The 19,079-nt window shown below is 57.1% G+C and carries 28 protein-coding genes; 1 reads left to right on the top strand and 27 read right to left on the bottom strand.

The window, feature by feature from the left end; genetic code table 11:
• Position 1: 1 nt before the first annotated feature.
• From BC440_RS10850 to BC440_RS10910, 13 genes are all read right to left on the bottom strand, one after another.
• Entirely contained in the window at positions 2-421 is a 420-nt protein-coding gene (locus BC440_RS10850) for a hypothetical protein (RefSeq protein ID WP_083379343.1), read from the bottom strand.
• The gene (locus tag BC440_RS10855; protein ID WP_071240117.1) at positions 418-981 is read right to left on the bottom strand and encodes a hypothetical protein; all 564 of its coding nucleotides are present in this window, start codon (positions 979-981) and stop codon (positions 418-420) included. Before BC440_RS10855 ends, BC440_RS10850 begins: the two co-directional genes overlap by 4 nt.
• Positions 978-1,613, bottom strand: coding sequence for a hypothetical protein (locus tag BC440_RS10860; RefSeq protein WP_071240118.1), 636 nt, complete (start codon positions 1,611-1,613; stop codon positions 978-980). The genes BC440_RS10855 and BC440_RS10860 overlap by 4 nt, the downstream gene beginning before the upstream one ends.
• A gap of 3 nt (positions 1,614-1,616) precedes the next feature.
• Entirely contained in the window at positions 1,617-3,602 is a 1,986-nt protein-coding gene (locus BC440_RS10865) for a hypothetical protein (protein WP_071240119.1), read from the bottom strand.
• Positions 3,602-4,045 carry a hypothetical protein gene (locus BC440_RS10870; protein WP_063093019.1) on the bottom strand — a complete coding sequence of 148 codons (444 nt, stop codon included), beginning with the start codon at positions 4,043-4,045 and terminating at the stop codon, positions 3,602-3,604. The genes BC440_RS10865 and BC440_RS10870 overlap by 1 nt, the downstream gene beginning before the upstream one ends.
• A gap of 5 nt (positions 4,046-4,050) precedes the next feature.
• On the bottom strand, positions 4,051-4,218 hold the full coding sequence (locus tag BC440_RS23135; protein WP_156488007.1) for a hypothetical protein: 168 nt from the start codon (positions 4,216-4,218) through the stop codon (positions 4,051-4,053).
• 71 nt (positions 4,219-4,289) lie between these two features.
• Entirely contained in the window at positions 4,290-4,676 is a 387-nt protein-coding gene (locus BC440_RS10880) for a hypothetical protein (RefSeq protein ID WP_063093018.1), read from the bottom strand.
• Between the two features lie 77 nt (positions 4,677-4,753).
• On the bottom strand, positions 4,754-5,224 hold the full coding sequence (locus BC440_RS10885; protein WP_063093017.1) for a hypothetical protein: 471 nt from the start codon (positions 5,222-5,224) through the stop codon (positions 4,754-4,756).
• A 45-nt stretch (positions 5,225-5,269) separates the two neighbouring features.
• Positions 5,270-5,647, bottom strand: coding sequence for a DUF3168 domain-containing protein (locus tag BC440_RS10890; protein WP_071240120.1), 378 nt, complete (start codon positions 5,645-5,647; stop codon positions 5,270-5,272).
• Entirely contained in the window at positions 5,644-5,994 is a 351-nt protein-coding gene (locus tag BC440_RS10895; protein WP_063093015.1) for a head-tail adaptor protein, read from the bottom strand. Before BC440_RS10895 ends, BC440_RS10890 begins: the two co-directional genes overlap by 4 nt.
• Positions 5,994-6,605 carry a head-tail connector protein gene (locus BC440_RS10900; protein ID WP_071240121.1) on the bottom strand — a complete coding sequence of 204 codons (612 nt, stop codon included), beginning with the start codon at positions 6,603-6,605 and terminating at the stop codon, positions 5,994-5,996. Before BC440_RS10900 ends, BC440_RS10895 begins: the two co-directional genes overlap by 1 nt.
• A 114-nt stretch (positions 6,606-6,719) precedes the next feature.
• Positions 6,720-7,601: a Bro-N domain-containing protein gene (locus BC440_RS10905; protein WP_071240122.1), complete on the bottom strand. Its 882-nt coding sequence runs from the start codon at positions 7,599-7,601 to the stop codon at positions 6,720-6,722.
• On the bottom strand, positions 7,598-7,894 hold the full coding sequence (locus BC440_RS10910) for a hypothetical protein (protein ID WP_071240123.1): 297 nt from the start codon (positions 7,892-7,894) through the stop codon (positions 7,598-7,600). The genes BC440_RS10905 and BC440_RS10910 overlap by 4 nt, the downstream gene beginning before the upstream one ends.
• A 116-nt stretch (positions 7,895-8,010) precedes the next feature.
• Between BC440_RS10910 and BC440_RS10915 the strand changes: the two genes are divergently transcribed.
• Complete coding sequence (locus BC440_RS10915; protein ID WP_071240124.1) at positions 8,011-8,217, top strand: helix-turn-helix transcriptional regulator; 207 nt, start codon at positions 8,011-8,013, stop codon at positions 8,215-8,217.
• Between the two features lie 5 nt (positions 8,218-8,222).
• On the opposite strand, the gene BC440_RS10920 is transcribed toward BC440_RS10915, so the two are convergent.
• The 14 genes from BC440_RS10920 to BC440_RS10990 form a co-directional block, all read right to left on the bottom strand.
• Entirely contained in the window at positions 8,223-8,735 is a 513-nt protein-coding gene (locus BC440_RS10920) for a hypothetical protein (RefSeq protein ID WP_071240125.1), read from the bottom strand.
• Positions 8,732-9,316 carry a hypothetical protein gene (locus BC440_RS10925; RefSeq protein WP_071240126.1) on the bottom strand — a complete coding sequence of 195 codons (585 nt, stop codon included), beginning with the start codon at positions 9,314-9,316 and terminating at the stop codon, positions 8,732-8,734. The genes BC440_RS10920 and BC440_RS10925 overlap by 4 nt, the downstream gene beginning before the upstream one ends.
• Positions 9,307-9,858 (bottom strand): FkbM family methyltransferase, encoded by a 552-nt coding sequence (locus tag BC440_RS10930; RefSeq protein ID WP_071240127.1) that lies wholly within the window; start codon positions 9,856-9,858, stop codon positions 9,307-9,309. Before BC440_RS10930 ends, BC440_RS10925 begins: the two co-directional genes overlap by 10 nt.
• Positions 9,859-9,899: 41 nt before the next feature.
• Positions 9,900-10,169, bottom strand: a complete 270-nt coding sequence (locus tag BC440_RS10935) for a hypothetical protein (RefSeq protein WP_071240128.1) — start codon at positions 10,167-10,169, stop codon at positions 9,900-9,902.
• Positions 10,160-10,807: a hypothetical protein gene (locus BC440_RS22945; protein WP_139192110.1), complete on the bottom strand. Its 648-nt coding sequence runs from the start codon at positions 10,805-10,807 to the stop codon at positions 10,160-10,162. The genes BC440_RS10935 and BC440_RS22945 overlap by 10 nt, the downstream gene beginning before the upstream one ends.
• A 240-nt stretch (positions 10,808-11,047) precedes the next feature.
• Complete coding sequence (locus BC440_RS10950; RefSeq protein WP_139192111.1) at positions 11,048-11,515, bottom strand: hypothetical protein; 468 nt, start codon at positions 11,513-11,515, stop codon at positions 11,048-11,050.
• 70 nt (positions 11,516-11,585) lie between these two features.
• Positions 11,586-12,980 (bottom strand): phage major capsid protein, encoded by a 1,395-nt coding sequence (locus tag BC440_RS10955; RefSeq protein ID WP_071240132.1) that lies wholly within the window; start codon positions 12,978-12,980, stop codon positions 11,586-11,588.
• Positions 12,977-13,876, bottom strand: coding sequence for a head maturation protease, ClpP-related (locus BC440_RS10960; RefSeq protein ID WP_063093005.1), 900 nt, complete (start codon positions 13,874-13,876; stop codon positions 12,977-12,979). The genes BC440_RS10955 and BC440_RS10960 overlap by 4 nt, the downstream gene beginning before the upstream one ends.
• On the bottom strand, positions 13,860-15,131 hold the full coding sequence (locus tag BC440_RS10965; protein WP_063093004.1) for a phage portal protein: 1,272 nt from the start codon (positions 15,129-15,131) through the stop codon (positions 13,860-13,862). Before BC440_RS10965 ends, BC440_RS10960 begins: the two co-directional genes overlap by 17 nt.
• A 12-nt stretch (positions 15,132-15,143) precedes the next feature.
• The gene (locus BC440_RS10970; RefSeq protein WP_083379344.1) at positions 15,144-16,937 is read right to left on the bottom strand and encodes a terminase TerL endonuclease subunit; all 1,794 of its coding nucleotides are present in this window, start codon (positions 16,935-16,937) and stop codon (positions 15,144-15,146) included.
• Positions 16,900-17,388 (bottom strand): P27 family phage terminase small subunit, encoded by a 489-nt coding sequence (locus BC440_RS10975; RefSeq protein WP_063093002.1) that lies wholly within the window; start codon positions 17,386-17,388, stop codon positions 16,900-16,902. The genes BC440_RS10970 and BC440_RS10975 overlap by 38 nt, the downstream gene beginning before the upstream one ends.
• Before the next feature lie 141 nt (positions 17,389-17,529).
• The gene (locus tag BC440_RS10980; protein WP_063093050.1) at positions 17,530-17,928 is read right to left on the bottom strand and encodes an HNH endonuclease signature motif containing protein; all 399 of its coding nucleotides are present in this window, start codon (positions 17,926-17,928) and stop codon (positions 17,530-17,532) included.
• Between the two features lie 194 nt (positions 17,929-18,122).
• Complete coding sequence (locus BC440_RS10985; RefSeq protein WP_139192112.1) at positions 18,123-18,713, bottom strand: hypothetical protein; 591 nt, start codon at positions 18,711-18,713, stop codon at positions 18,123-18,125.
• The gene (locus BC440_RS10990; protein WP_063093000.1) at positions 18,695-18,883 is read right to left on the bottom strand and encodes a hypothetical protein; all 189 of its coding nucleotides are present in this window, start codon (positions 18,881-18,883) and stop codon (positions 18,695-18,697) included. Before BC440_RS10990 ends, BC440_RS10985 begins: the two co-directional genes overlap by 19 nt.
• Positions 18,884-19,079 lie beyond the last annotated feature (196 nt).

Consider the following 19,079-nt stretch of genomic DNA (forward strand, 5'->3'; position numbering starts at 1 on the left):
GTCAGACCCTCCAGGCACGCAGGCCCGATTTGATGGAAAAATAAACCAGCCCGGCGGCCCCTTGCGTCGCCCAGCGCGGGCCGACACAGATCGCCAGCGCCTCGCCCTCGTCGGTACTGACAAGCCCGACATCGCCACGCCGCGCCATCAGAACCGGGATTTCCGGCCAGCCCAGATCGCTTGTGATCTTTTCCGCCGTCGCGGCAAGCCCGCCCCCGGCGAAGCGTTTCAGCGCGCCATAGGCCCCGGTTTTGGTCTTGTATTTCCCGCGAAACGATTGGGCGGGATCGATCCCGGTGATTGCCTGCAACCCGTCACAGACGGTCAGGCAGCAATCGGCATCGCCCCACGAAAACGGCCGCCTTGCAGCGGCCTGTTGCCAGTCTGACAGCTTGCTTTCCCAAAGCGGCAATCGCGTCACTTGATCTGCCCCCACGTGATTTCAGTATCCTGCAGGCGGTTGACGAATTCGAACCCCCGATCATCCGGGTAAATCGCCTTCTGGTCTTCATCGGTAAAACGCCGGACTTTCGATCGTTCCAGATCAACCAGATCGCTTTCGACCGAAACCGAAATGGTCATGGTCGAACCGTCATCATCGATCACCGGAACGTCGGTCAGACCGGAAAACGCCTTGTAAGGCGTGCCGATCAAAACACCGGTATCGGACATCGCCCCGACATAAAGATCACCAGGAAGGCCCTGCCGCATTTCGGTCAGGGTCAGCGACAGGTATTCAATCGGAATCCCGGATAGCTGGAAGGTCAGGCCGTTGGCCTGTATTTCCTCGGTTTCCTCGATCTCCGATATGCCGACGAATTCACCGCCGCCCAGCCATTCAAACCCGCCCCACGAAATCGGCCCGATCCCGGTCCACATCCGCACATCACCCGAAGCCGTCCCGATGCGCGCAAACAGAACCGGCATCAACCGGTCGCCCGACAATTGCGCCAGCAAATCCGGATCAATGTCGGTTCTCATGTGATGTACTCCATCGCCCCGAAGGTGATGCCGTCATAATAATCACCGGGATTTCCCCGCCATTGCCCGGTTTCACCCGGCTTGAGGCGAAACACACCCTTGGGATCACGATAAACCACCGTTGCCCCGTCGACATAAGCCGCGCGGGTGGCGGGCCAGATATCGATATCGGCTGCACCGGTCATTTCATCGGTAATTTCAACGTCGTTCAGCACCATGTGAAGCCGAGATGCGACACCACTGCCAAGCTGGATATAGTCCCCCTTGCGAAGCGCAAACCCGTCCGGGTCGTCGGTCGTCCAGTTGATCGTCGATATCGTGCGGATCCGCGCATCGTGCGCCCCCGCAAGCTGCACCGTCACATCATCGGTGTTGTTTTGCGGAAACCGCGCCAGCGGATCATTCAACAGAAATGGGTTCAGCGGCCCGCGACATTGCAGAAGAAACACCTGCATCGCCGTGACATCCGCCCGGCGCTCCGGCGCGAACGTCATGGCGATGTCCCAACGCTCCCCCTGATTGGCCTGCGCCTGCGCCTGATAGGTGAATTGCGATATCGACAGCCCAACAGAATTCACCGGCGTGACGGTGATTTCCATCGGCACCGTTGGCAAGGCAATCGGATCGGTCATGTTTTAACGCCCCCTGATTGCCCGCCCGGCACTGCCGCCGCGCCGTGCCTGATCAGACACGGCATTTACGGCCCGTTTGTTGAATGTGCTGTCAATGCGCCGCACTTCGCCGCCAATCGCCGTGATGGCGGTTTCAAGCCGTGCCATCCCCGCCTGATCGGCACCGCGCGCATCGATATTGAATATCGCCGACGGCCCGCCGGAATTGGCGGCGGGCATTTTCGGCATACGGATATCGACCGGAATCTTGCCCGACGGCACCGGCACATAGGCTTCTGGCACCGAACCCTCGCCGAACATCGCAAGCTGCGGCGAATTGGCGATGCCACCCTCGGAATACTGCCGCAATGGCAGTTTGCCGCGTGATGTCATCACCCCGCCATCGGCAAACTGGAACATCGAACCGAAATCAAAGCTTCCAATCGCGCCACCGATCGCATTTTCAAGCGGCTTCATGACCGCCGCACGAAGGATCACACGCGCAATATCCTGTTCCAGCGCCTGCAACACATCGCCAAATTTCGCCCCGGAAATGGCGGCATCTTCAAACGCAGAACTAAACGCCGAACCGATACCCTTGGCGGTATCGCTGATGCGGCTGTTGGCTTTCGCCAGATCATCCGCCGCAGCAGATGCCGCCCGGCCATAGGTTTCCTGACTGATCGCGCCCTCGGCCAGCAACTCGCGAAGCCGTTCGATTTCATCGTTGTATTTTTCCTGTGCGGTGCGGTTGGCTTCGGTGACCCGCGCACCTTCCTCCATAACCTTGGCTTCACGATCAAGGGCATCGTTCAAATCTTCCAAACGTTGCTTGTAATCGTAAACATCACCAGCCAATTGCCTGATGAGGATACCTTGCGCACTTGCACCATCAACACCGGCACGGCGCAGCGCGTTATTTACCTCAAGCTCGCGATTGGTCATTTCAAATGCGGAAAGCTCGTACTGCAGAGCTTCGATCACAGCACCGATTTTTTCCGCCTGCCGCTCCGCATCATCCGCAGCTTTTTTGCGCGATTTGTCGGCCTCTTGCGACGCCTTGAATTCCTCGCTGGAATCAATCGCTGCGGTCATACTGTCATTCAGATCGTCGAATTTTGCCTGCAATTCGGCAATTTCGTTGATCTGATTCTGATAGACACCCGCATCAATCGGTTCATCACCAATACCGAACATCGGATCGTTCGACATGGCGTTGATGCGCTCGATTTCTGCCTTTCTGATTTCCAGCGCAGCCTTGGCCGCTTCCAATCGCGCCTTGGCGGTTTTCAGGATTTCGTCGCGCTCATCGCGCAGGAGTTCGGCACTTTCTTTCTGCTGATCGTTCAGCTTTTTAATGAATTCCTCGGCCTTCTTCACCGACTTTTCATAAGCTTCAAGGCTGGTTGCGGCTTCATCGGCTGATTCGCTGGTATCCCAGAACGCAATCGCCAAAGCCCCGGCAATGGCTGCCGCAGCGCCAATAACAGCACCCCACGGACCGAAAGCCCCAAGCAACTGCGATGCCTGCTGCGTTAGGGCCACAAGCACATTCTGTCCGCTGGCAACCTGCACCGCAAAGTCACCGACCTGATAACCTGCCTGCTGTGCGATAGCACCAAACCGGCGGTAATTCGGCACGGCCTTGACGACCGCATTGTCGTTTGCCGCGACCGCAACACCCGCCTGATTGAGTTTTGCGACATAGGCATCAAAACGGTCGTTTAACTGGCGATAGGCGGCATTGGCTTCTTTGGTAGTGATAGCCCCCTTTTCCAAAGCGAGACGAACCTTGTCCGACTGGCGCTCAAGATTCTGACCTGCACGAGCCAAGGGGTCCAAAGACGCCTGAAGCTGATTGAACGCCTTTGCGGCCCGTTTCGTGCTGCGGTCCATATTGGTCGAAGTGGTATCAACCAGCCGACCAGCCCGTTTGAAGTTCGCTTCAAGCCGTTCAAGTTCCGCATCAATCGAAACGGACATACCGACTTTTTGCAGTTCGCCCGCCATCACACACCCTCGCGCAAAGCTTCGCGGATCGCCTGGACGATCAGCCGTTCGATTTCATCACGGTTGCCGTCCATCGCACGCTCAAGAATGCGAAGGGCCGGGCGTTTCGGCACGCGCATCGTGAAACGCCTGCCATTGCGACGATAGGAAACCTCGCCGCCCTTGGTCCCGCCATCAAGAAACCGGAACCAGAAATGATCTTCCGCAAGGTCACGGGTCGGCAGGCCGATATCGTAGGAAAGCCCGCCATCCCCGGCCAGAATCGTCAAACCGTCTCGTGCATGCGGGCCGGGGTTGCTGGCGTCAATCGGCGTCAACGCCTCCATATCGAACAGCACAAGCTGTGCTGCCTTATGCAGGGCTTCCTCGACATTCTCACGGATCCGCGACGGAATACCGTGCTGCAGCGCCGCCACCAGTTCCTTTGTTCCGGTGACGGGCATGGCGGCTATCTCCGTGACGGTTTCCAGCCCCGAAGGGCTGCCCGCAATTTGTCGGCGACTTCATCCTTGGATGGCTGCCGTGTTTCCGGTTCGTCATCGACGCCATTGCTTTTGCGCAGGAAATCGATGCGGCCATCAAGCGCCAGCAGAATGCGCGGGACCGGCGTTTGCATCGCCTGTTCATCCGACCAGCCAAGCCATCCGGTCGCATAGCGATAAACAAGGTCCCACCATTCATCAAGGCTTACGGCTTTCCCGGCGCTTCATCCGCATCGCCCGCATCATCGGCAACATCGTTGCCATCAATGATCGGGCGTCCGCCATTCAGAAGAACCGTGATGTAATTGATCAGGTCCGCGCCAAGCTTGGCCTTGTCCGGCTCCTGCCAGATGGTCGTGACCAGATCGTCATATTCCGACGGCTTAAGCTTCAAGCCAGCCCCGGCAACGATAATCTGGGCCATCGCGTCGAAATCAAGATCACGCACCTTGCGATAGGCCGGGTTAAGGCCACCGGCAAAGCTGTTAATCATCCGCACTGCGGATAGTTTCGGCGCAAGATAATGAACAGTGCCCGCGACCGTAACGGTCAGTTCCGGGGCCGTCGCAACGGCCTGCTTAGTCTTGGTCATGTGAATACCTTTCGGGGATCGGGGGAAAGATGGCGGGCGCGAACCCCCGTCACGCGCCCGCCTGCCGCGGCAATCTGTTAAACGGCGGCGACTTCAATCGGTCGGGTATTGATCCCGATATTACAGGTGGCACCGACAACACTTTCAGGACTGCCAATCTGACGACGGAAAGACATCACACGCCCGCGGAAAAAGAATGTCGTCGGGCTGGAAGGCGAACCGGTCCCGGCATCATTCAATGTCACCTTGAACGCCCATTCGTTGTCCGACGCCAACGCAGCCTTGCATTGGTTCTGCCCAGTATCATCCGGGTCATAACCAAGCTGCAAAGGCAGTGACCCCGGATCCTCGGTGCCCTTGAACTTGCGCACCAAACGATCCGCAAGCGAGACATGGGTAATCGTCGAAAATTCCGCCCCGAATTCACCCAGATCGGTAATTTCAGCAACTTCAAGGTATGTTTCCGCCTCGAACGCCGACTGCGTTGCCGCGACAGATGATCCGTCGGAAATAGAAAGTGTACACCCGGCCGCTGTTTGCACGGTCATGGCAATGGCTCCTTAGTTTTGCATGAAATGGCCGTCACGGCCGGGTTAAGGCCGGATGATCGCGCGCAGCGTCACCCGCCCGGTATAGGTCGTTCCGTCAACATCCTTTGACGTCGTCACCCGCTCGAACCGCAGGTTTTCACACACCCCGGAATCCATTGCCGGGCGCGTGTTTTCCGTGGCGGTGCGGATGGTATCGGCAATCTGCTTGACTTCCTTGCGACCGGCATAATCCGACCAGATCGACAGATAGACCATCACCGTTTCCCGGTACTGATCCAAGGCCCGGCTGTTTGACACCAGATCGGCATCAACCACCACATACGGATATTGCGCATCATCTGGCACATCATCGTAAACAGGACAGGACAACACCCCATCCAGCAGGGTGACGATGGCCTTTTGCAGATCAAGGCTGCTCATTGCACCGCCCCCGTTTCCGCCTCGATCACGCGATCAAGGGCACGCGCCACATCCGGCGCATGACGGATATCAAACACCAGCCCGCCCCACGAAAGCCGGTCACTCGCGGTTAAACCCGCCCAAACACCGGCATTGCGCGATGTGAACCGGTATCGTGATACTGCCCGCTTGGCATCGCCAACCGCACTTTCATCGCCGCTGATCTGCAAACATTCCGCCCAGACCGTGCCGATATCGGCCCATGTTTCGGTTGCACCGCCATATCCATCCGGCGTGCGCGTGACGCGCTGCACCGTGACCCGCTGATCAAATGCGCCAGCCCCGGCATTTCGCATCTTGCGCCGCATCAGAACACCTGCCGGAACGGGCTTAGAAGCCAGTCCACCGTTTTGTTTTGATGGATTTCGAAATCAACCGATTGCGCCTCGCGATGCTCATACAGATCAGCGATCAGAAGCAACCCGGCATTGCGCACGGCGGCCGGGATATCCTCCGCCGCATCACCATAGCCCGCCACAAATGTCACCGTCACCGCATCGGGCACATCGCGGGTTGACGGCCATGTCTGGCCATAGGCCGGCACAATGTGCGATGGATATTTTCCGCGGTTCACGACCTGATAAAGGCCGCTATCCAGGGTGATTTCATCCCCGTCCGCATCGATATATTCAATCGCCGATACGGTTTGCAGTGGCGGCAACGGCAACCGGATCGCACAGGATCGCGACGGGAAACGCGGCAGTTTCATCTGCCATGTCTGCGTGATCAGGGCCCGGCCCAGCACACCGTCAATCCCGTCAAGATGGCTTTGAACCCCGTCGCGATAGATCGCTATCAGGCCCTTGTCCTCTGGCTCTGCCGGGCTGCCAGAAACAGGCACGCGCAAATGTTCATACACCCGCGCATCTTCCATGAAATCCGTCGCGGGCGCGACGGTCTGCACCAAACTGTAATCCATCGCCGCCCCGATAAAAAAAAAGCCGCACGTCCTTGCGACGTGCAGCCCTGTGATCAACCTCGAACCCGACCAGTCGTATGGATATCCATACAACTGATATTCCTGCCGGGGATATTACGCCGCGACAACCTCTCGAACCGGCAGGGCCACCGAAACCGGGACCACCACGCCCCGCGATACAATCGGCCCGAACCGGCAATTCGTCCCGGATGGCAAGGCGCCCGGCATGCTCAGTAATGCTGAACGCCAGCCGGTCGCCCATTTGGTATTGGCAAACACACGCCGCAAGGCCGGGTGCGCATTCGCCACCAGAACCCCGCCGCTACAATATTTGTCGCAAACCCGGATACCCATCATCCGCAACCGGTCGGCAGATGCTGCCGAATGCCGCGCATCGCGCACCAGATCACCAATCACCCCGCCACCATCGGCGGACGCGCCCAGCAACCAGGCAAGGCAGGCTTCGCCGTTCGAACTGTCAAGGCCGGTATAATCCGGTTCGGGATAGACCATCGGCAACGCCCCGCATTCATTCCAGATGCGCCGCGCCGCCGCACGCCCAAAAATCTTGCGCACCTCGCGCACAACCGCCAGCGCCGAATTGACCTCCGCCGTGCCATATTCTGATTCTTCGCCACTTTCCAGATCGCCCGTCGGCGCAACCGGCGGGATTTCATATCGCCCGGTGCGGCGCAATGTCGGCAGGACCTCCGCCGTCACCCATTTCTTGAACCGCTTGGCGCTTTCCTTGCGACTGGTCAGGATCAGCGAATACAGACCGCTTTCATTGATGATGGTCACCGACTGGTCGCGACCGATGGCGTCGTTACTAACGACGTCATCTTTTTCATCGTCATCCAGCCGCGATGCTGCATGGCGATTGTTGCGGATTTCCAGAACCCGACAGATATCCACCAGCACGAACCACACCACACCGTCACGGTCTATGGTGCGGACTTCGCGCCCCTCGAAATCAAAAACCATTGGTATCGTCATTGCACACCGCCTTTCAGCGCGTGGATATCAACCCGCAGGCTCGCAACCCGCGCTATCAGCATTGCATGACCGCGTTCGGACAACGCATCGCTATTCGGCTCGGCCAGTGACATCAGGGCATCGAACTTGATGCACAATTCATTCATGTCGCGGGCCCGCACCACAACAAGCTGATCCTCGTACCAGTCGGCAAGATTGCCGTCGCCATCGCCATCACCGATCAAGCGCAGCGCCTCATAAGCAAACCGCAGATCGGTGACGGTCGAGGCGATAGAAAACTTTATGTCCGCCATCACTGCACCATGTGTTGTTAAAATGAACAAACTTGATTACACTGTGCACAACTTAGTTATAGTTGTTCACCATGTCAACAGGTTTGGTTACAGTGATAACACCAGTACAATGCAAGATGGCACGATCCGCTTTAGGCTTAGGCGTTCGAGACCTAGCAAAAATTGCGGATGTTTCCGCCATGACCATCACACGATTCGAGAACGGATCGTCTGGCGGTTACGCCTCAACCATAGACAAAATAACAAAAGCCCTAGAGAACGCTGGCATCATCTTCATCGCCGAAAACGGCGAAGGCCCCGGCGTCCGCCTCCGCAAATCCTGAACCTATCAGACTGACCAGAAAGCCAATCTCAATCGGTCCCAGAAACCAAAAATCACATCGCCACCAATCTCGATCCGATCAGACATGTCATTCCATAACAAAATGGAATTATCCGGCCATATGTTTTCGCTACCAATTTCTGCCTTTGTAAGCCTAAAGGCGCGCGGGCCCAACCTTTCGAATTCGCACGACATTGTGCCATCACCATACCCACCACCCCTGTTTGGCGCCGAATAGGAAATATACACACTGCCTTTTCCCGACAGATCAAAAGAACTCAACTTAGAAACCTCAAGCCCCGACGGCCTGATCAACCGAGTTTTCAAAATCTCGACACAAAGCTTTCCATACAGCTTTTTGGATTCAGAGACCGTAAGGCCGCCACTTGTCCAAAACATAATACCAATAACGACCAGAACGCTAGCGGCACCGACCCACGACAGTACTTTACCCATATCGTCACCCCTCGTTGAAAAAGACCAGTCTGTCTCAATTTCACGCAGGGGCGCAACAATCATCGCACATCCCACGGCTTTGGCACGCCGTGATAGGCGACAATCGCCGCGTGATTCGGGACACCTTTGCGGCAATGCACCTTGTAACTAACGATTTCCCGCCCGAAGCGTGCCGGGGCACGTTTTAGTGCGGCGGCAATAAATCCCTGATCGCCCCAGCAATCGCGATGACGGCACCGTGCCATCGCGCCGTTCGGATCCGCACAAAACGCCGCATAGACCTCGCCAGGCGCATCATCGCACCAGCCCATCACACCGGATGCCGGAAGATCGGGGCGGTAGAAATCCGACAGCATGGTAAATTCGCGTACCGCCAGCGGCGCAATATCACCGACCACATCAGTATCAAGATCAAGATAGATCACCGGCCCGGCAAACAGGCCGGGACGAAACAGCTCTATCTTGGCAAACCATCCCGGCCAATCGTGCAAAAGATCGATACGATCACAATCAACCGCAACATCAGACAGGCATACAAACCGCGCCGCTGGCGTCGCCGCTTTCACCTGATCGCGCAGGCGCGACACATGCCATGGCTGGTATTGCCCGCCGCTTCGCAAAACACTGACGACGGTCAAGCCCATGCGAAAACATAATCCTTGTTATACCGCGCCACGCATCTTGCGCCCCATTCTTCCATCAGGCGATTGGCGGCAAAAGGCGCAACGCCGTAACGCTGGCAAAGCCCGTTTTCCTCGATCATGACAACCGGCCGGTCGCGCAGGATTGTCCGCATTGCCCCCAGCAAGGCGAACCATTCGTATCCCTCGACATCCAGCTTGATGAAATCGACATCGGCAATATCAAACTGGTCAAGCCGCGCGATTTCGGTGCCCTCACCAAGCGTTACATGTGTTTGGCCGGTATTTTCTGCACCCGATTGCATCGAACAACAGCCTTGCAACGCACCAAGGGCAGACTGGCAGACAATGGCGCGCGGATCGATCTTCTGGCAAAGGTCAGTCGGCTCGAACGCATGAACCGTATCGAACCGGTCACACAGAACCGTTGTAAAAATACCGCGATGCGCACCGCCATCAATCGCCGTGCGCCAGTTTTTCACGAATTTTAACGCACCTTTCAGATGGGCCATGTCGTGATGATCAGGAAGGTCTTTCAAGGTCATGCCACCAACCCACCCTCAGAATTGACCGACGGATTATAAACTTAATCCATCAGACTGATTTGCTCACCATCTTCGAACTCGATGGATTTGACACGTCGCCACTTTTCCACCCCGTCATGGAGAGGATTAACAAAGAACGCTGCCTCTCCACTGATTTCGATTTCAGCCATGGTGATGTGTATTTTGGCACATGACGGCTCATCGACCGAAATTCCCCACTCGACGGCAGAAACGCCACGCAGCTCGTGCCCATCAGCAGAAACAATCTTGGTTCCGTGTGGTGTGCCGTCTGAGGTGATTTTCACATCCATGGGATACTCTCCAACCCCATCCGGGGAAAACACTCAAGCCGCGTGTGCCGTGATGCGTTGATCACCTGCACCCCGGCGCGTTCAAGATCGGGCAGCATGGTTTCAAAATTGGCCCGCCAGCGGGCAAAATCATGGTCCTGCGGGTTGTTCAGACCCGCCGGATGATCGCCGAACCAGTGACGGCGGCCGTCATCGGCAATGCCCATGTCATAGCCCAGCAGAATGATGCGCTTCGCCCCAAACAGCACCGCCAGATTGATCGACTGATAGCCGCCATTGGCCCCGCGATGGATCACCGGCGGATTTAACGATATCCCCGGTTCATCGACGCTTGGCACATGGCGCAGGCCATAGGTCAGGCTGGCTTGCCTGTCTTGGGTCCACTTTTCGCCTTCGAAGGCTTTGACGCCGTTGTGATGGTTCCACCATTTTCCGTCGCAGGCGTAGAGGATGTCTGCGCCGCCTTTTCCGTCGGCTCCGCTGGCGAGGTGCCAGGCGTTGTTGACGGCGATGATCCGGCAGCCAGCAGATCGGGCGTATCGGATGTCTGCGCGGTCGAGGCTGGGTCCGTTTGCGGCGATGCAGACTGTTTCTCCGCACCAGCGTCCGGCCCATTCGACTTTTTTGTCGGCTTGCACCGTCCGGTTTCCTCGGCAATGTCGGCAACACGCTGCGGCACCTGCCCGTCACCGACGGCGGCACCATCGGCCACAACCTCGTAGATGCCCGGCTGCACATCGCGCGGATGCATTTCACCGTTAAAGCATGCCTTGAACGCACGGGTAATCTGGATTTTCGGAAGTTTTGCCATATGAAAACAGGGTGCCCGACCCATCGGACACCCCGCCTTTCTTACTGGATATCAGAACAGCAGTCGGTTAATCGGCCGTCGGTGCGAGTGCCGGATTGCCCAGCACGGCAACGAATGCCATCGCGGTTGCGCCCGGCGTGTTTGCCGCGGTTGCGACAACACGCACATAGCGTTTCGTGCCGATATAGCCGACGCGATAAACCGTATCGTCCTCGGCGGCGTCATCGATCGTCAGGAAAACACCGGTTGACGCATTCGGCGCGGTGACCGGCGATTTGGCCGACCCGACCAGCACATCACTGGCATCGGTCACATCAGCAAAGTCCGACGACTGGCTGTCACTGTGCTGCAACTTGAAAGCCCAGGACGGCTGCGGCGAGTTGGCGATATTTGCGACGGCCCCGACACTAAGCAGGAACTCCGACGACGAAAAACCGGCAAGATCAACACCGCTTGCGGGTGTCACGGTTGCGGTTGGTGTCCCGACATAGTGCGACACCGCCTTGATATTGGAATGAAGATCACGACGGATCATATCCATTCTCCTTTGATGATAGATAAAAAGGCAATAACCGGCTGGTTTACAGCCGGTCACGTGTCACAAATCAGGCCGCAGCCGCCTTGATCAGCTTGATCGCATCGAAGTTGCGAACATCACCGCCGGTGCGTTTTACGATATAGAAACCAACATACGGCTTGTTGGTGTAAGGATCACGCAGCAAACGGAAACCGGACCGATCAATGATCTTGTAGCCCTGCTGGAAGTTACCGAACGCGATAGAGAACGAGTCCGCGCCAAGATCCGGCATATCTTCCAGGTTGGTGATCGGGAAGCCATGAATATCGAACTGCAACGCGCCTTCGATCTGGCTCATGCCAATCAGGTAACGGCCTTCCGCATCTTTCAGCTTGCGGATTTCCGCCTCGACCGTGCGGTTCATGGTCCAGCGCGCACCAGCACGATAGTTCGGATGAAGCGCCGTGATCGCGTTGATCAGGCAGTTGGCGTTTGCCGCACCGTTGGTAAGAGACGGGAACGCACCCGCGTCACCCATCGGGATATATTGCAGCTTGCCCCATGCCCGACCAGCCTTGTCGGTGGTGGTAACCGCACTATCCTTGTAGGCAAGGAAGCCTTTCGGCTTCATGACGCCGTCGCCGCCAACGAAAGCGGTGTTTTCAACACGGCCCATTTCGTCCTGCGTTTCCTGCACCAGCCAGCCTTCGATATCAAGGCTTGCATCGTCAAGCATGTCCTGCGTGATTTCAGGATAGGCATACTGTTCATGCACTTCGATGCGCTGGGTACCAACAGTCGGCGTATCGGTTGACGGACGCGCCGACCGCTCACCGACCCAGCCGCCAGACGTGCCCTTACTGGTCTTATACGGGGCCATCCATGCCCCCGTACCAATCGTGGTCACGCTGGAAATCTGACGCATCGGCGAGGTATCAAAGATACGCTGCACCATTTCGGTGGAAACCTCGGTCGGCACGAAATAGCCGCCTTTCGGATCCGAACCGACAGACAGCGCATTACGGATTTCCGGCGCAATGTTATCAACATTGCCCTCACGACGCACCAGCGTGTCAAAGGCACTGCGATATTCCTGATAGGCTTCGATATCAGCAGCATCACCAACCGCAGCACGTTTGCCACGCGCCAAAGTCATGAACCGGGCGGCATTCTGCGCCAGTTCGGCACCTTCGCCACCACCAGCCCCCCCGATCAGGGCGCGCTGGGCGGCTTTCTGAGCCGTTTCCAGCGCTGCCTTAAGCGCGGTGATTTCGGTATTCATGTTATCGACGGTGTCGCTGTTGGCCTTGCCTTTCAGCGCCGCGTCGTTTTCGACCCGCATTTGCGTCATCAGGCCTTCGATTTTGGCAATAATGGCTTTCGGATCGCTCAAATCCGGGTTTGGCGTCGGCTCGGGACCGTTGAAAGCGGTGATCTGCGCCATCATTGCCGACAAAGACGCACCTTTGAGAATCGCGTTCATCGCGTCATGCTCCGTTCAAGATTTTCGGAAAAGGCCGACAATTCGGCCCAGAATTCTGCATTTTCGGCGTCATCACCAGCATCCCGCTGGTCATCTGCTTGATTTCCGCGCGCCGCCATTGCCTTGGCCTGCGCACGGGAATGCCCGGCATCCCGCAGGGCACGTTCGGTATCGCGAATGGTCGGTCCGGCTGACTGCGCGGTAAATCCGCGCAGCCCGTCCGGCACCTTCGCAAAACAGGAAAGATCAAACTTGGCTTTAGCTTCCTCGGCCTTGCCAACCACATCAGCAAAGCCGTTTTCACGGGCATCTGCCGCCGAAAGCCAGGTTTCATCGTCCATCATTTCGACGATTTCGGCACGATCCATGCCGGTGCGCGCCGCATATGTGTCGGCAAGCGCCCCGTCGATCTGTTCCAGAACCGCTGCAACATCGGAAATCGCGTTGCGATCCCCGACGGCCAGCGTCCATGCATTGTGGATCATGAAGAATGCGTTATCGGCGATGGTGATCTTGTCACCTGCCATCGCGATCAGGGATGCCGCAGATGCTGCAAAACCCGTTACCTCGACCTCGACCCGCGCCTTATGCGCGACCAGATCGTTGAACATCGCAATGCCGTCGAAAACATCCCCGCCCGGCGAGTTGATCCGAAGCCGGATCGTGCCGCCGGTCACATTCCTAAGCTGCTGGCGGAAATCCTTGGCCGAAACGCCCCAAAAACCGATTTCGTCATACAGATCGATTTCGGTGACATCCCCGGCGTTCTGCACGTCGAACACCCGGCCACTCGCCCGGTTAAAAAACGGGCGAGCGGTCGATTGTGTCAACCCGTCCGGCATTGCGATGGGCGCAGGCCCGTTAAAGAACCGCTGGCCGTTATTCAGTCGCCGCATTGTTCGCCTCCGCCTTACGGTTCATGCCTTTGAACGTGCCATCATCAGGCTGCATGTTGCTTTCGATAATGTAACCGTCACCACCCGCATCATCGCGGTTGTTCATTTCTTCCAATCCGCGCCACTCGTTCGGGTTGATCACGCCGTTGCGGCGCTGAATTGCCAGACCTTCCTGCCGTGACTTGAAATCACCACGCAGCAATGCATTGGTGTTGAACTTGCAGTAAAGGTCAGGATCGCCCATAAGATCGCGCTGTGCGGCCTGTTCCCACGCCACCAGGTGCGGCATCAGACTGGAATTCACATATTCCAGCGATTGGTGTTCGATATTGCTGAATGTTGCCCGGTCCAGATCGCCGATCTTGTGCGGCGGAACGCCAAAAATGCCGCAAATTTCGGTGCGGTTGAATTTACGGCTATCAAGATACTGCGCATCTTCCATAGTCAGGCTCATGGGGTTGTATTTCACCCCCTGATCCAGAACCGCAATGCGCCCGGTATTTTCGACGCCGCTATAAAGCGTTTCAAAGTCGGATCGCATCGCTCTTTTGTCTTCTGGCCCGATTTTGGCCTCAGCTTCCAGAGTTCCGCTTGGCCGCGCCCCATTAGCAAAGAACCGGCTGCCATGTTCGCGGAGCGCAAGCCCATCGCCGATGGTTTCCCGGTAATGCGCCACCGTATTAAGCCCGGTAACACCATCATCCGACGGCCCGCGCAGGTGAAACACCTCTTTTTGCTCAAGGACAACGCGCCGTCCGTCCTTGCGGGTATATTCGTAGGTGATCGCAAGGGTGCGATCATCCTGCTTTGGCACCACACGATCCGGATGCAGGGGAATAAGTTCCTGTATCCGGTTGCCAAATCCACGGACAATAAGAGCATAACCATTGCCGCGAAGCAGCTTCGCACGCTGCTGGAACTGCTTGAACTCGAACGCGGTCTGCCATTCGTTCGCGCGCACCTTCAACAGGCTGTAAAGCGGATCATCCTTTGCAGGTTCGCGGCGATCCCCCGTTTTCCGATACAGAACAAGCGGTAACGCCGCGATATCATCCTGAAGAACACGCACACACGAACCGACAGCAGCGAGTCGCGCCGCCGTGGTGTTATTGACCACCACACCGGATGACGAACGGGAATCGCCGACCAGTTCCCGAATGGCTTTTTCAAGCTCCATCGGGTCGGTGATGCGGTTTTCATTGCGGGGACGACCGCCAAGCCCGGTCAGTTGTCCAAGCTTACTAAACAGGCCCATCGGCTGCCCCCGTCAACCGAACATGCTGCCCGGCTCATATGAAATAACGTTGCTGTCTTCTTCTGCCGAAATCATCCGGCCCAGCGCCATCAGCATCGCGACCACGCCATCGATCTTGCGCATGTCCTTGCGGGTATCCGGCTTGATCGGGCGCATATTGCCGCTGTCATCCATCTTGACGGCGGTATTGGCGATCATCCAGTCCATGACAGGATTGCCGTCATGCGCAATAGAACCCTCAAGTACCAGCCGTTCCAACTCGCGGCACGGTGCCGCCATGCTGACGAAACCCTGCCCGCAGGCAACACACAGCACGTCACGTTCCTCAAGATGCTGGATCAACTGACCGGCGAAATACCGGTCATAATCTACTTCCATCACCTCGAATTCGTTGATCAGGCCGGTATTGCCGGCGTCATCCCCGATAATGAAATGCTCTATGGCGTCATAGTTTGTTGCCGTGCCCTCGGTCTGAAAAATCAAACCGTCGCGCAGCCAGACATCGTATGGCACCGCCTGATCTACCCGGCGTTTCTCAATCGTGCCGAACGGCACCCAGAAAAACGGCATGATCTTGACCGGTTCACCGGGATCAACAGGCGGAAACACCAGAACAAGGGCCGTAATGTCGCTAACCGCGCCGAAATCAAGCCCGATATAGCACCGACGCCCCCGCATGGATGCGCGATCATATACAGTTTCGCAGGCGCGCCATTTCTCGATATCGAGCCAGATTTCCGACGTCTGGCTCCAGACATTCAGATAAAGCCGCATCTTCGACGCCAAGGCAGACGGGTTATCTTCCGCCTCCTTGAATTCGGCTTTAAGGCCATCGGCGAACACCGAAATTCCGTAATTCGGGTTGGCTTTTTTCCAGCTTATTTCGTCAAACGGGTCATCGCCGGGATCGATCGAACAGATAAACCCGAACCAGCCATCGTTTTCGAACAGCCCTTTCAGGACATTGACCGTGTAATCATGATGTTCGCGGCAGATCGAATGCGGATCCGCACCAGCCGTGGTGATTTCCACCGTCAATGGCTGTTCGCGGGCACCTGTCCCTGTACGCAGAACGTCAATCAGCAACCGGTTGGGATGCGCATGGACCTCATCAATGATGTTGCAATGGCTGTTCAGACCATCCAGACGCTTGCCGTCCGCCGAAATATACTTGAACACCGAAAATGATTTCGGATGCTCCATGTGATGCGCACGTTCCCGGATGCGCTTGCGCAAAACCGGGCTGGTGCGCGCCATTTTGGCGGCTTCGTCAAAAACTATCTTTGCCTGGTCGGCCTTGGTGGCGGCGGCATAGACCTGCGCGCCCGGCTCACCATCGGCGACCATCATGTAAAGCCCGATCGGCGACAGGAACGTCGACTTGCCGTTTTTTCGCGGCACCTCGATATAGGCCATGCGAAACCGGCGCTTTTGCGTGGCTTCCCACAGCCAGCCAAACATGACAGCCGTGCAGAATGCCTGCCAGTTCGCCAGTTCAAAGACCTGACCGCCCCATTTGCCCGTGGAATGCCGCAGATACCCGAAAAACCGGATCGCATGATCGGCACGCGGGATCGAAAAATAAAGGCCCCTTGCGGGGCCATAAACCAGATCGTTCAACTGGCGCTGACAGGCGGCAATCCGCAGCTTGCAGGCCGGTATCTTCCCCTCGACAACATCCAGCGCATAGATCGTGCTGACATGGCCAAGCACCGCTTCGGGCACCTTCTTTGCCAGCACGGCACGGGTAACCTTGCGGGCTTTGCGTTTACGTGACCCGGTTGCTTGCGAAGTCGTCGAAGTCATCGAACAAATCACCCTGCCCTACGGCACTGTTCAACGCCCGCGCGGCACTCGGCGTCATGCCGAATTCGGCAAAAAGACGCAGTGCGGTGCGCCGGGTTTCGTTGAACTGCGCGACCTCCGGCCGTGATTTCATCTGTTTTCCGTTGCGCCCGAATACCTCATAGGTCTCCCCAAGCGCCCGGAAGGCGTCTCGATATTCCGCCATCTTCGCCAGGCAATGGCACAACTCGACCAGCGACCACACGAACAGCGGGTCAAGGCGGTTCCTTTCCGCTAGCGCGGGTGCCACATCATCCCAGAAACGCGCCACATCTTTCGGCATGCCAGACGGCTTCAACGCCGCCGCCTGTTCAGCAGATTCGCGCTTGCGCGCTTCTGGATCGCGACTGCGACCATCAACGGTCAGCGGTATAACGTTATCTTTGATATCCGGCTTTCGTCCGCGCGCCATGTCATCACCTCATCGACGGAAATCACCCTGTTCCCAAGGCTGCCCGGCTTCATGACCAAGGGCTTTTCCTGATGGGTTTTTCCTTTTCAATTTCCCACGCACAAACACGTGACCACCCAGTCGGTCGTGGGTGGTTGGGGGCTAGGGATTTGACCCTCCCCCACCCTGGGCGACGCTGCGCCCGAAAGCGCCATCCTCGGTCGCCGTCTTGACATCATGGTGATGCTTGCAAAGCGGCTGCCAGTTCGACCGCCGCCAGAACAGCTTCTGATCACCCTTGTGCGGCACGATATGGTCAACGACCGATGCCGCCGTCACCATGCCATCCGCCTCGCAGCGACAGCACAGTGGATGTTCTTTCAGGAATGCTTCACGCGCCTTGCGCCATTTCGAAGTGTATCCCCGATCATTGGATGACCCGCGCCGCTGATCATCGCGCTTGCGATGTTCCTGCTTATGCGCGGCGCAGTATCGCTCCCCCGGTTGCGCCAGCCGACCACACCGGGCCAAGGCACAGGGCTTGGTCGGTAGTGCAGGCATGGACACCTCGCAAAAGACTGCGGCGGCGTCCCGAAGGATCACCGCCGCCAAGTCTGAGACATTCAGGGAGAAAACATCCAATGTGCATTGGTCATCATCAACCGGAAGCACAGGGAGACTTCACCACCAAACAAAACGCCCGCTGGATTTCTCCGGCGGGCGCTTCTATGGCGGTCTGAAAAGTCAATACAGCATCAGCCGCATTTGTCAAACATCTTTTTTCGACTGTTCCACGGAAGCCGCGCAATTGCGGGCAATTCAATGACAATGCCCAGCCTTGTGCTTTGCCCCAACCTCGTGGCAAGCAGGTCGAGCATATCCCAGATCATGATATATTCCAGCCGCGATTCCTCGACCTCACGCCGCGTCGCTGCCGAATGAACGCGCACACCACCCGGATACCAGAACGGCATATCGCCTGACCGCGCAGCATTGACCATATCGCGCACCGGCTCGACCCGGCAGGCCGCCATATAGCCCGCCATCCGCCCCGGAAGATCATTGCCGATCATCCCGGCAAGCGCACCGTCCCGCCATTCATGATCAAGCATCAGCACATTCATCCAGATCAGTTCGGCATCCGCATCAAGATCCGCCCCGCGAATAATCCCGCCGCCATCGATCCGCGCACGCAACTCACCGATCCGGGCCATCGCACCCGTGACCGAACCACCGGGCGACAGCATCCGCGTTTCGTCATTGGCGGCAAAAGCCTTGTCCGCCTTCTGGTCGCGCACCACCCATTGCAGGGCCGACCAGACATCCATTACATCGCGCTTTGCCATTTCTCTGCCTCCACCCATTTCCCATACCTGTCAGACCATCTTTTCAATGTGCCAGGCGACGTTGACGTGTCTAACCATGCCTGCCCATCTTCGACAAAGCGCGGAGTTACTCCGCTCAATACCGATTCCGGGGTAAGTTTTTTGCCGACCGCTTCATCCTGTTTTGCCATGTGTAACGCTCCGATTTTAGGCGTTACATTTTTTGTTACGCCTAAGTTATTGATATATATATCTTGTAACAATGTAACAGGTGTAACAGTGATTATATACGTATGCGCAGGCGCGCACACATGGAGGCTTATAACGGTGTTACATGCGTTACATTGTTACAAGTCTTGTTTTTCAAGGGGTTATCCGTAACAAAAA

Origin of the sequence: Thalassospira sp. MIT1004 (assembly GCF_001858545.1) — a bacterium.
GTDB classification, from domain to species: Bacteria; Pseudomonadota; Alphaproteobacteria; order Rhodospirillales; family Thalassospiraceae; genus Thalassospira; species Thalassospira xiamenensis.

What these genes read in the sequence shown, in the direction of transcription:
- BC440_RS10860 (WP_071240118.1), bottom strand. Translation starts at nt 1,613, where the DNA reads ATGACCGATCCGATTGCCTTGCCAACGGTGCCGATGGAAATCACCGTC.
- BC440_RS10905 (WP_071240122.1), bottom strand. Translation starts at nt 7,601, where the DNA reads ATGACGATACCAATGGTTTTTGATTTCGAGGGGCGCGAAGTCCGCACC.
- BC440_RS10885 (WP_063093017.1), bottom strand. Translation starts at nt 5,224, where the DNA reads ATGACCGTGCAAACAGCGGCCGGGTGTACACTTTCTATTTCCGACGGA.
- BC440_RS23135 (WP_156488007.1), bottom strand. Translation starts at nt 4,218, where the DNA reads ATGCAAACGCCGGTCCCGCGCATTCTGCTGGCGCTTGATGGCCGCATC.
- BC440_RS10990 (WP_063093000.1), bottom strand. Translation starts at nt 18,883, where the DNA reads ATGGCAAAACAGGATGAAGCGGTCGGCAAAAAACTTACCCCGGAATCG.
- BC440_RS10870 (WP_063093019.1), bottom strand. Translation starts at nt 4,045, where the DNA reads ATGCCCGTCACCGGAACAAAGGAACTGGTGGCGGCGCTGCAGCACGGT.
- BC440_RS10975 (WP_063093002.1), bottom strand. Translation starts at nt 17,388, where the DNA reads ATGGCGCGCGGACGAAAGCCGGATATCAAAGATAACGTTATACCGCTG.
- BC440_RS10955 (WP_071240132.1), bottom strand. Translation starts at nt 12,980, where the DNA reads ATGAACGCGATTCTCAAAGGTGCGTCTTTGTCGGCAATGATGGCGCAG.
- BC440_RS10865 (WP_071240119.1), bottom strand. Translation starts at nt 3,602, where the DNA reads ATGGCGGGCGAACTGCAAAAAGTCGGTATGTCCGTTTCGATTGATGCG.
- BC440_RS10900 (WP_071240121.1), bottom strand. Translation starts at nt 6,605, where the DNA reads ATGGATTACAGTTTGGTGCAGACCGTCGCGCCCGCGACGGATTTCATG.
- BC440_RS10985 (WP_139192112.1), bottom strand. Translation starts at nt 18,713, where the DNA reads ATGGCAAAGCGCGATGTAATGGATGTCTGGTCGGCCCTGCAATGGGTG.
- BC440_RS10925 (WP_071240126.1), bottom strand. Translation starts at nt 9,316, where the DNA reads ATGGGCTTGACCGTCGTCAGTGTTTTGCGAAGCGGCGGGCAATACCAG.
- BC440_RS10880 (WP_063093018.1), bottom strand. Translation starts at nt 4,676, where the DNA reads ATGACCAAGACTAAGCAGGCCGTTGCGACGGCCCCGGAACTGACCGTT.
- BC440_RS10960 (WP_063093005.1), bottom strand. Translation starts at nt 13,876, where the DNA reads ATGCGGCGACTGAATAACGGCCAGCGGTTCTTTAACGGGCCTGCGCCC.
- BC440_RS10950 (WP_139192111.1), bottom strand. Translation starts at nt 11,515, where the DNA reads ATGATCCGTCGTGATCTTCATTCCAATATCAAGGCGGTGTCGCACTAT.
- BC440_RS10890 (WP_071240120.1), bottom strand. Translation starts at nt 5,647, where the DNA reads ATGAGCAGCCTTGATCTGCAAAAGGCCATCGTCACCCTGCTGGATGGG.
- BC440_RS10910 (WP_071240123.1), bottom strand. Translation starts at nt 7,894, where the DNA reads ATGGCGGACATAAAGTTTTCTATCGCCTCGACCGTCACCGATCTGCGG.
- BC440_RS10920 (WP_071240125.1), bottom strand. Translation starts at nt 8,735, where the DNA reads ATGATTGTTGCGCCCCTGCGTGAAATTGAGACAGACTGGTCTTTTTCA.
- BC440_RS10970 (WP_083379344.1), bottom strand. Translation starts at nt 16,937, where the DNA reads ATGACTTCGACGACTTCGCAAGCAACCGGGTCACGTAAACGCAAAGCC.
- BC440_RS10935 (WP_071240128.1), bottom strand. Translation starts at nt 10,169, where the DNA reads ATGGATGTGAAAATCACCTCAGACGGCACACCACACGGAACCAAGATT.
- BC440_RS10980 (WP_063093050.1), bottom strand. Translation starts at nt 17,928, where the DNA reads ATGCCTGCACTACCGACCAAGCCCTGTGCCTTGGCCCGGTGTGGTCGG.
- BC440_RS10895 (WP_063093015.1), bottom strand. Translation starts at nt 5,994, where the DNA reads ATGCGGCGCAAGATGCGAAATGCCGGGGCTGGCGCATTTGATCAGCGG.
- BC440_RS10855 (WP_071240117.1), bottom strand. Translation starts at nt 981, where the DNA reads ATGAGAACCGACATTGATCCGGATTTGCTGGCGCAATTGTCGGGCGAC.
- BC440_RS10930 (WP_071240127.1), bottom strand. Translation starts at nt 9,858, where the DNA reads ATGACCTTGAAAGACCTTCCTGATCATCACGACATGGCCCATCTGAAA.
- BC440_RS10915 (WP_071240124.1), top strand. Translation starts at nt 8,011, where the DNA reads ATGGCACGATCCGCTTTAGGCTTAGGCGTTCGAGACCTAGCAAAAATT.
- BC440_RS10965 (WP_063093004.1), bottom strand. Translation starts at nt 15,131, where the DNA reads ATGGGCCTGTTTAGTAAGCTTGGACAACTGACCGGGCTTGGCGGTCGT.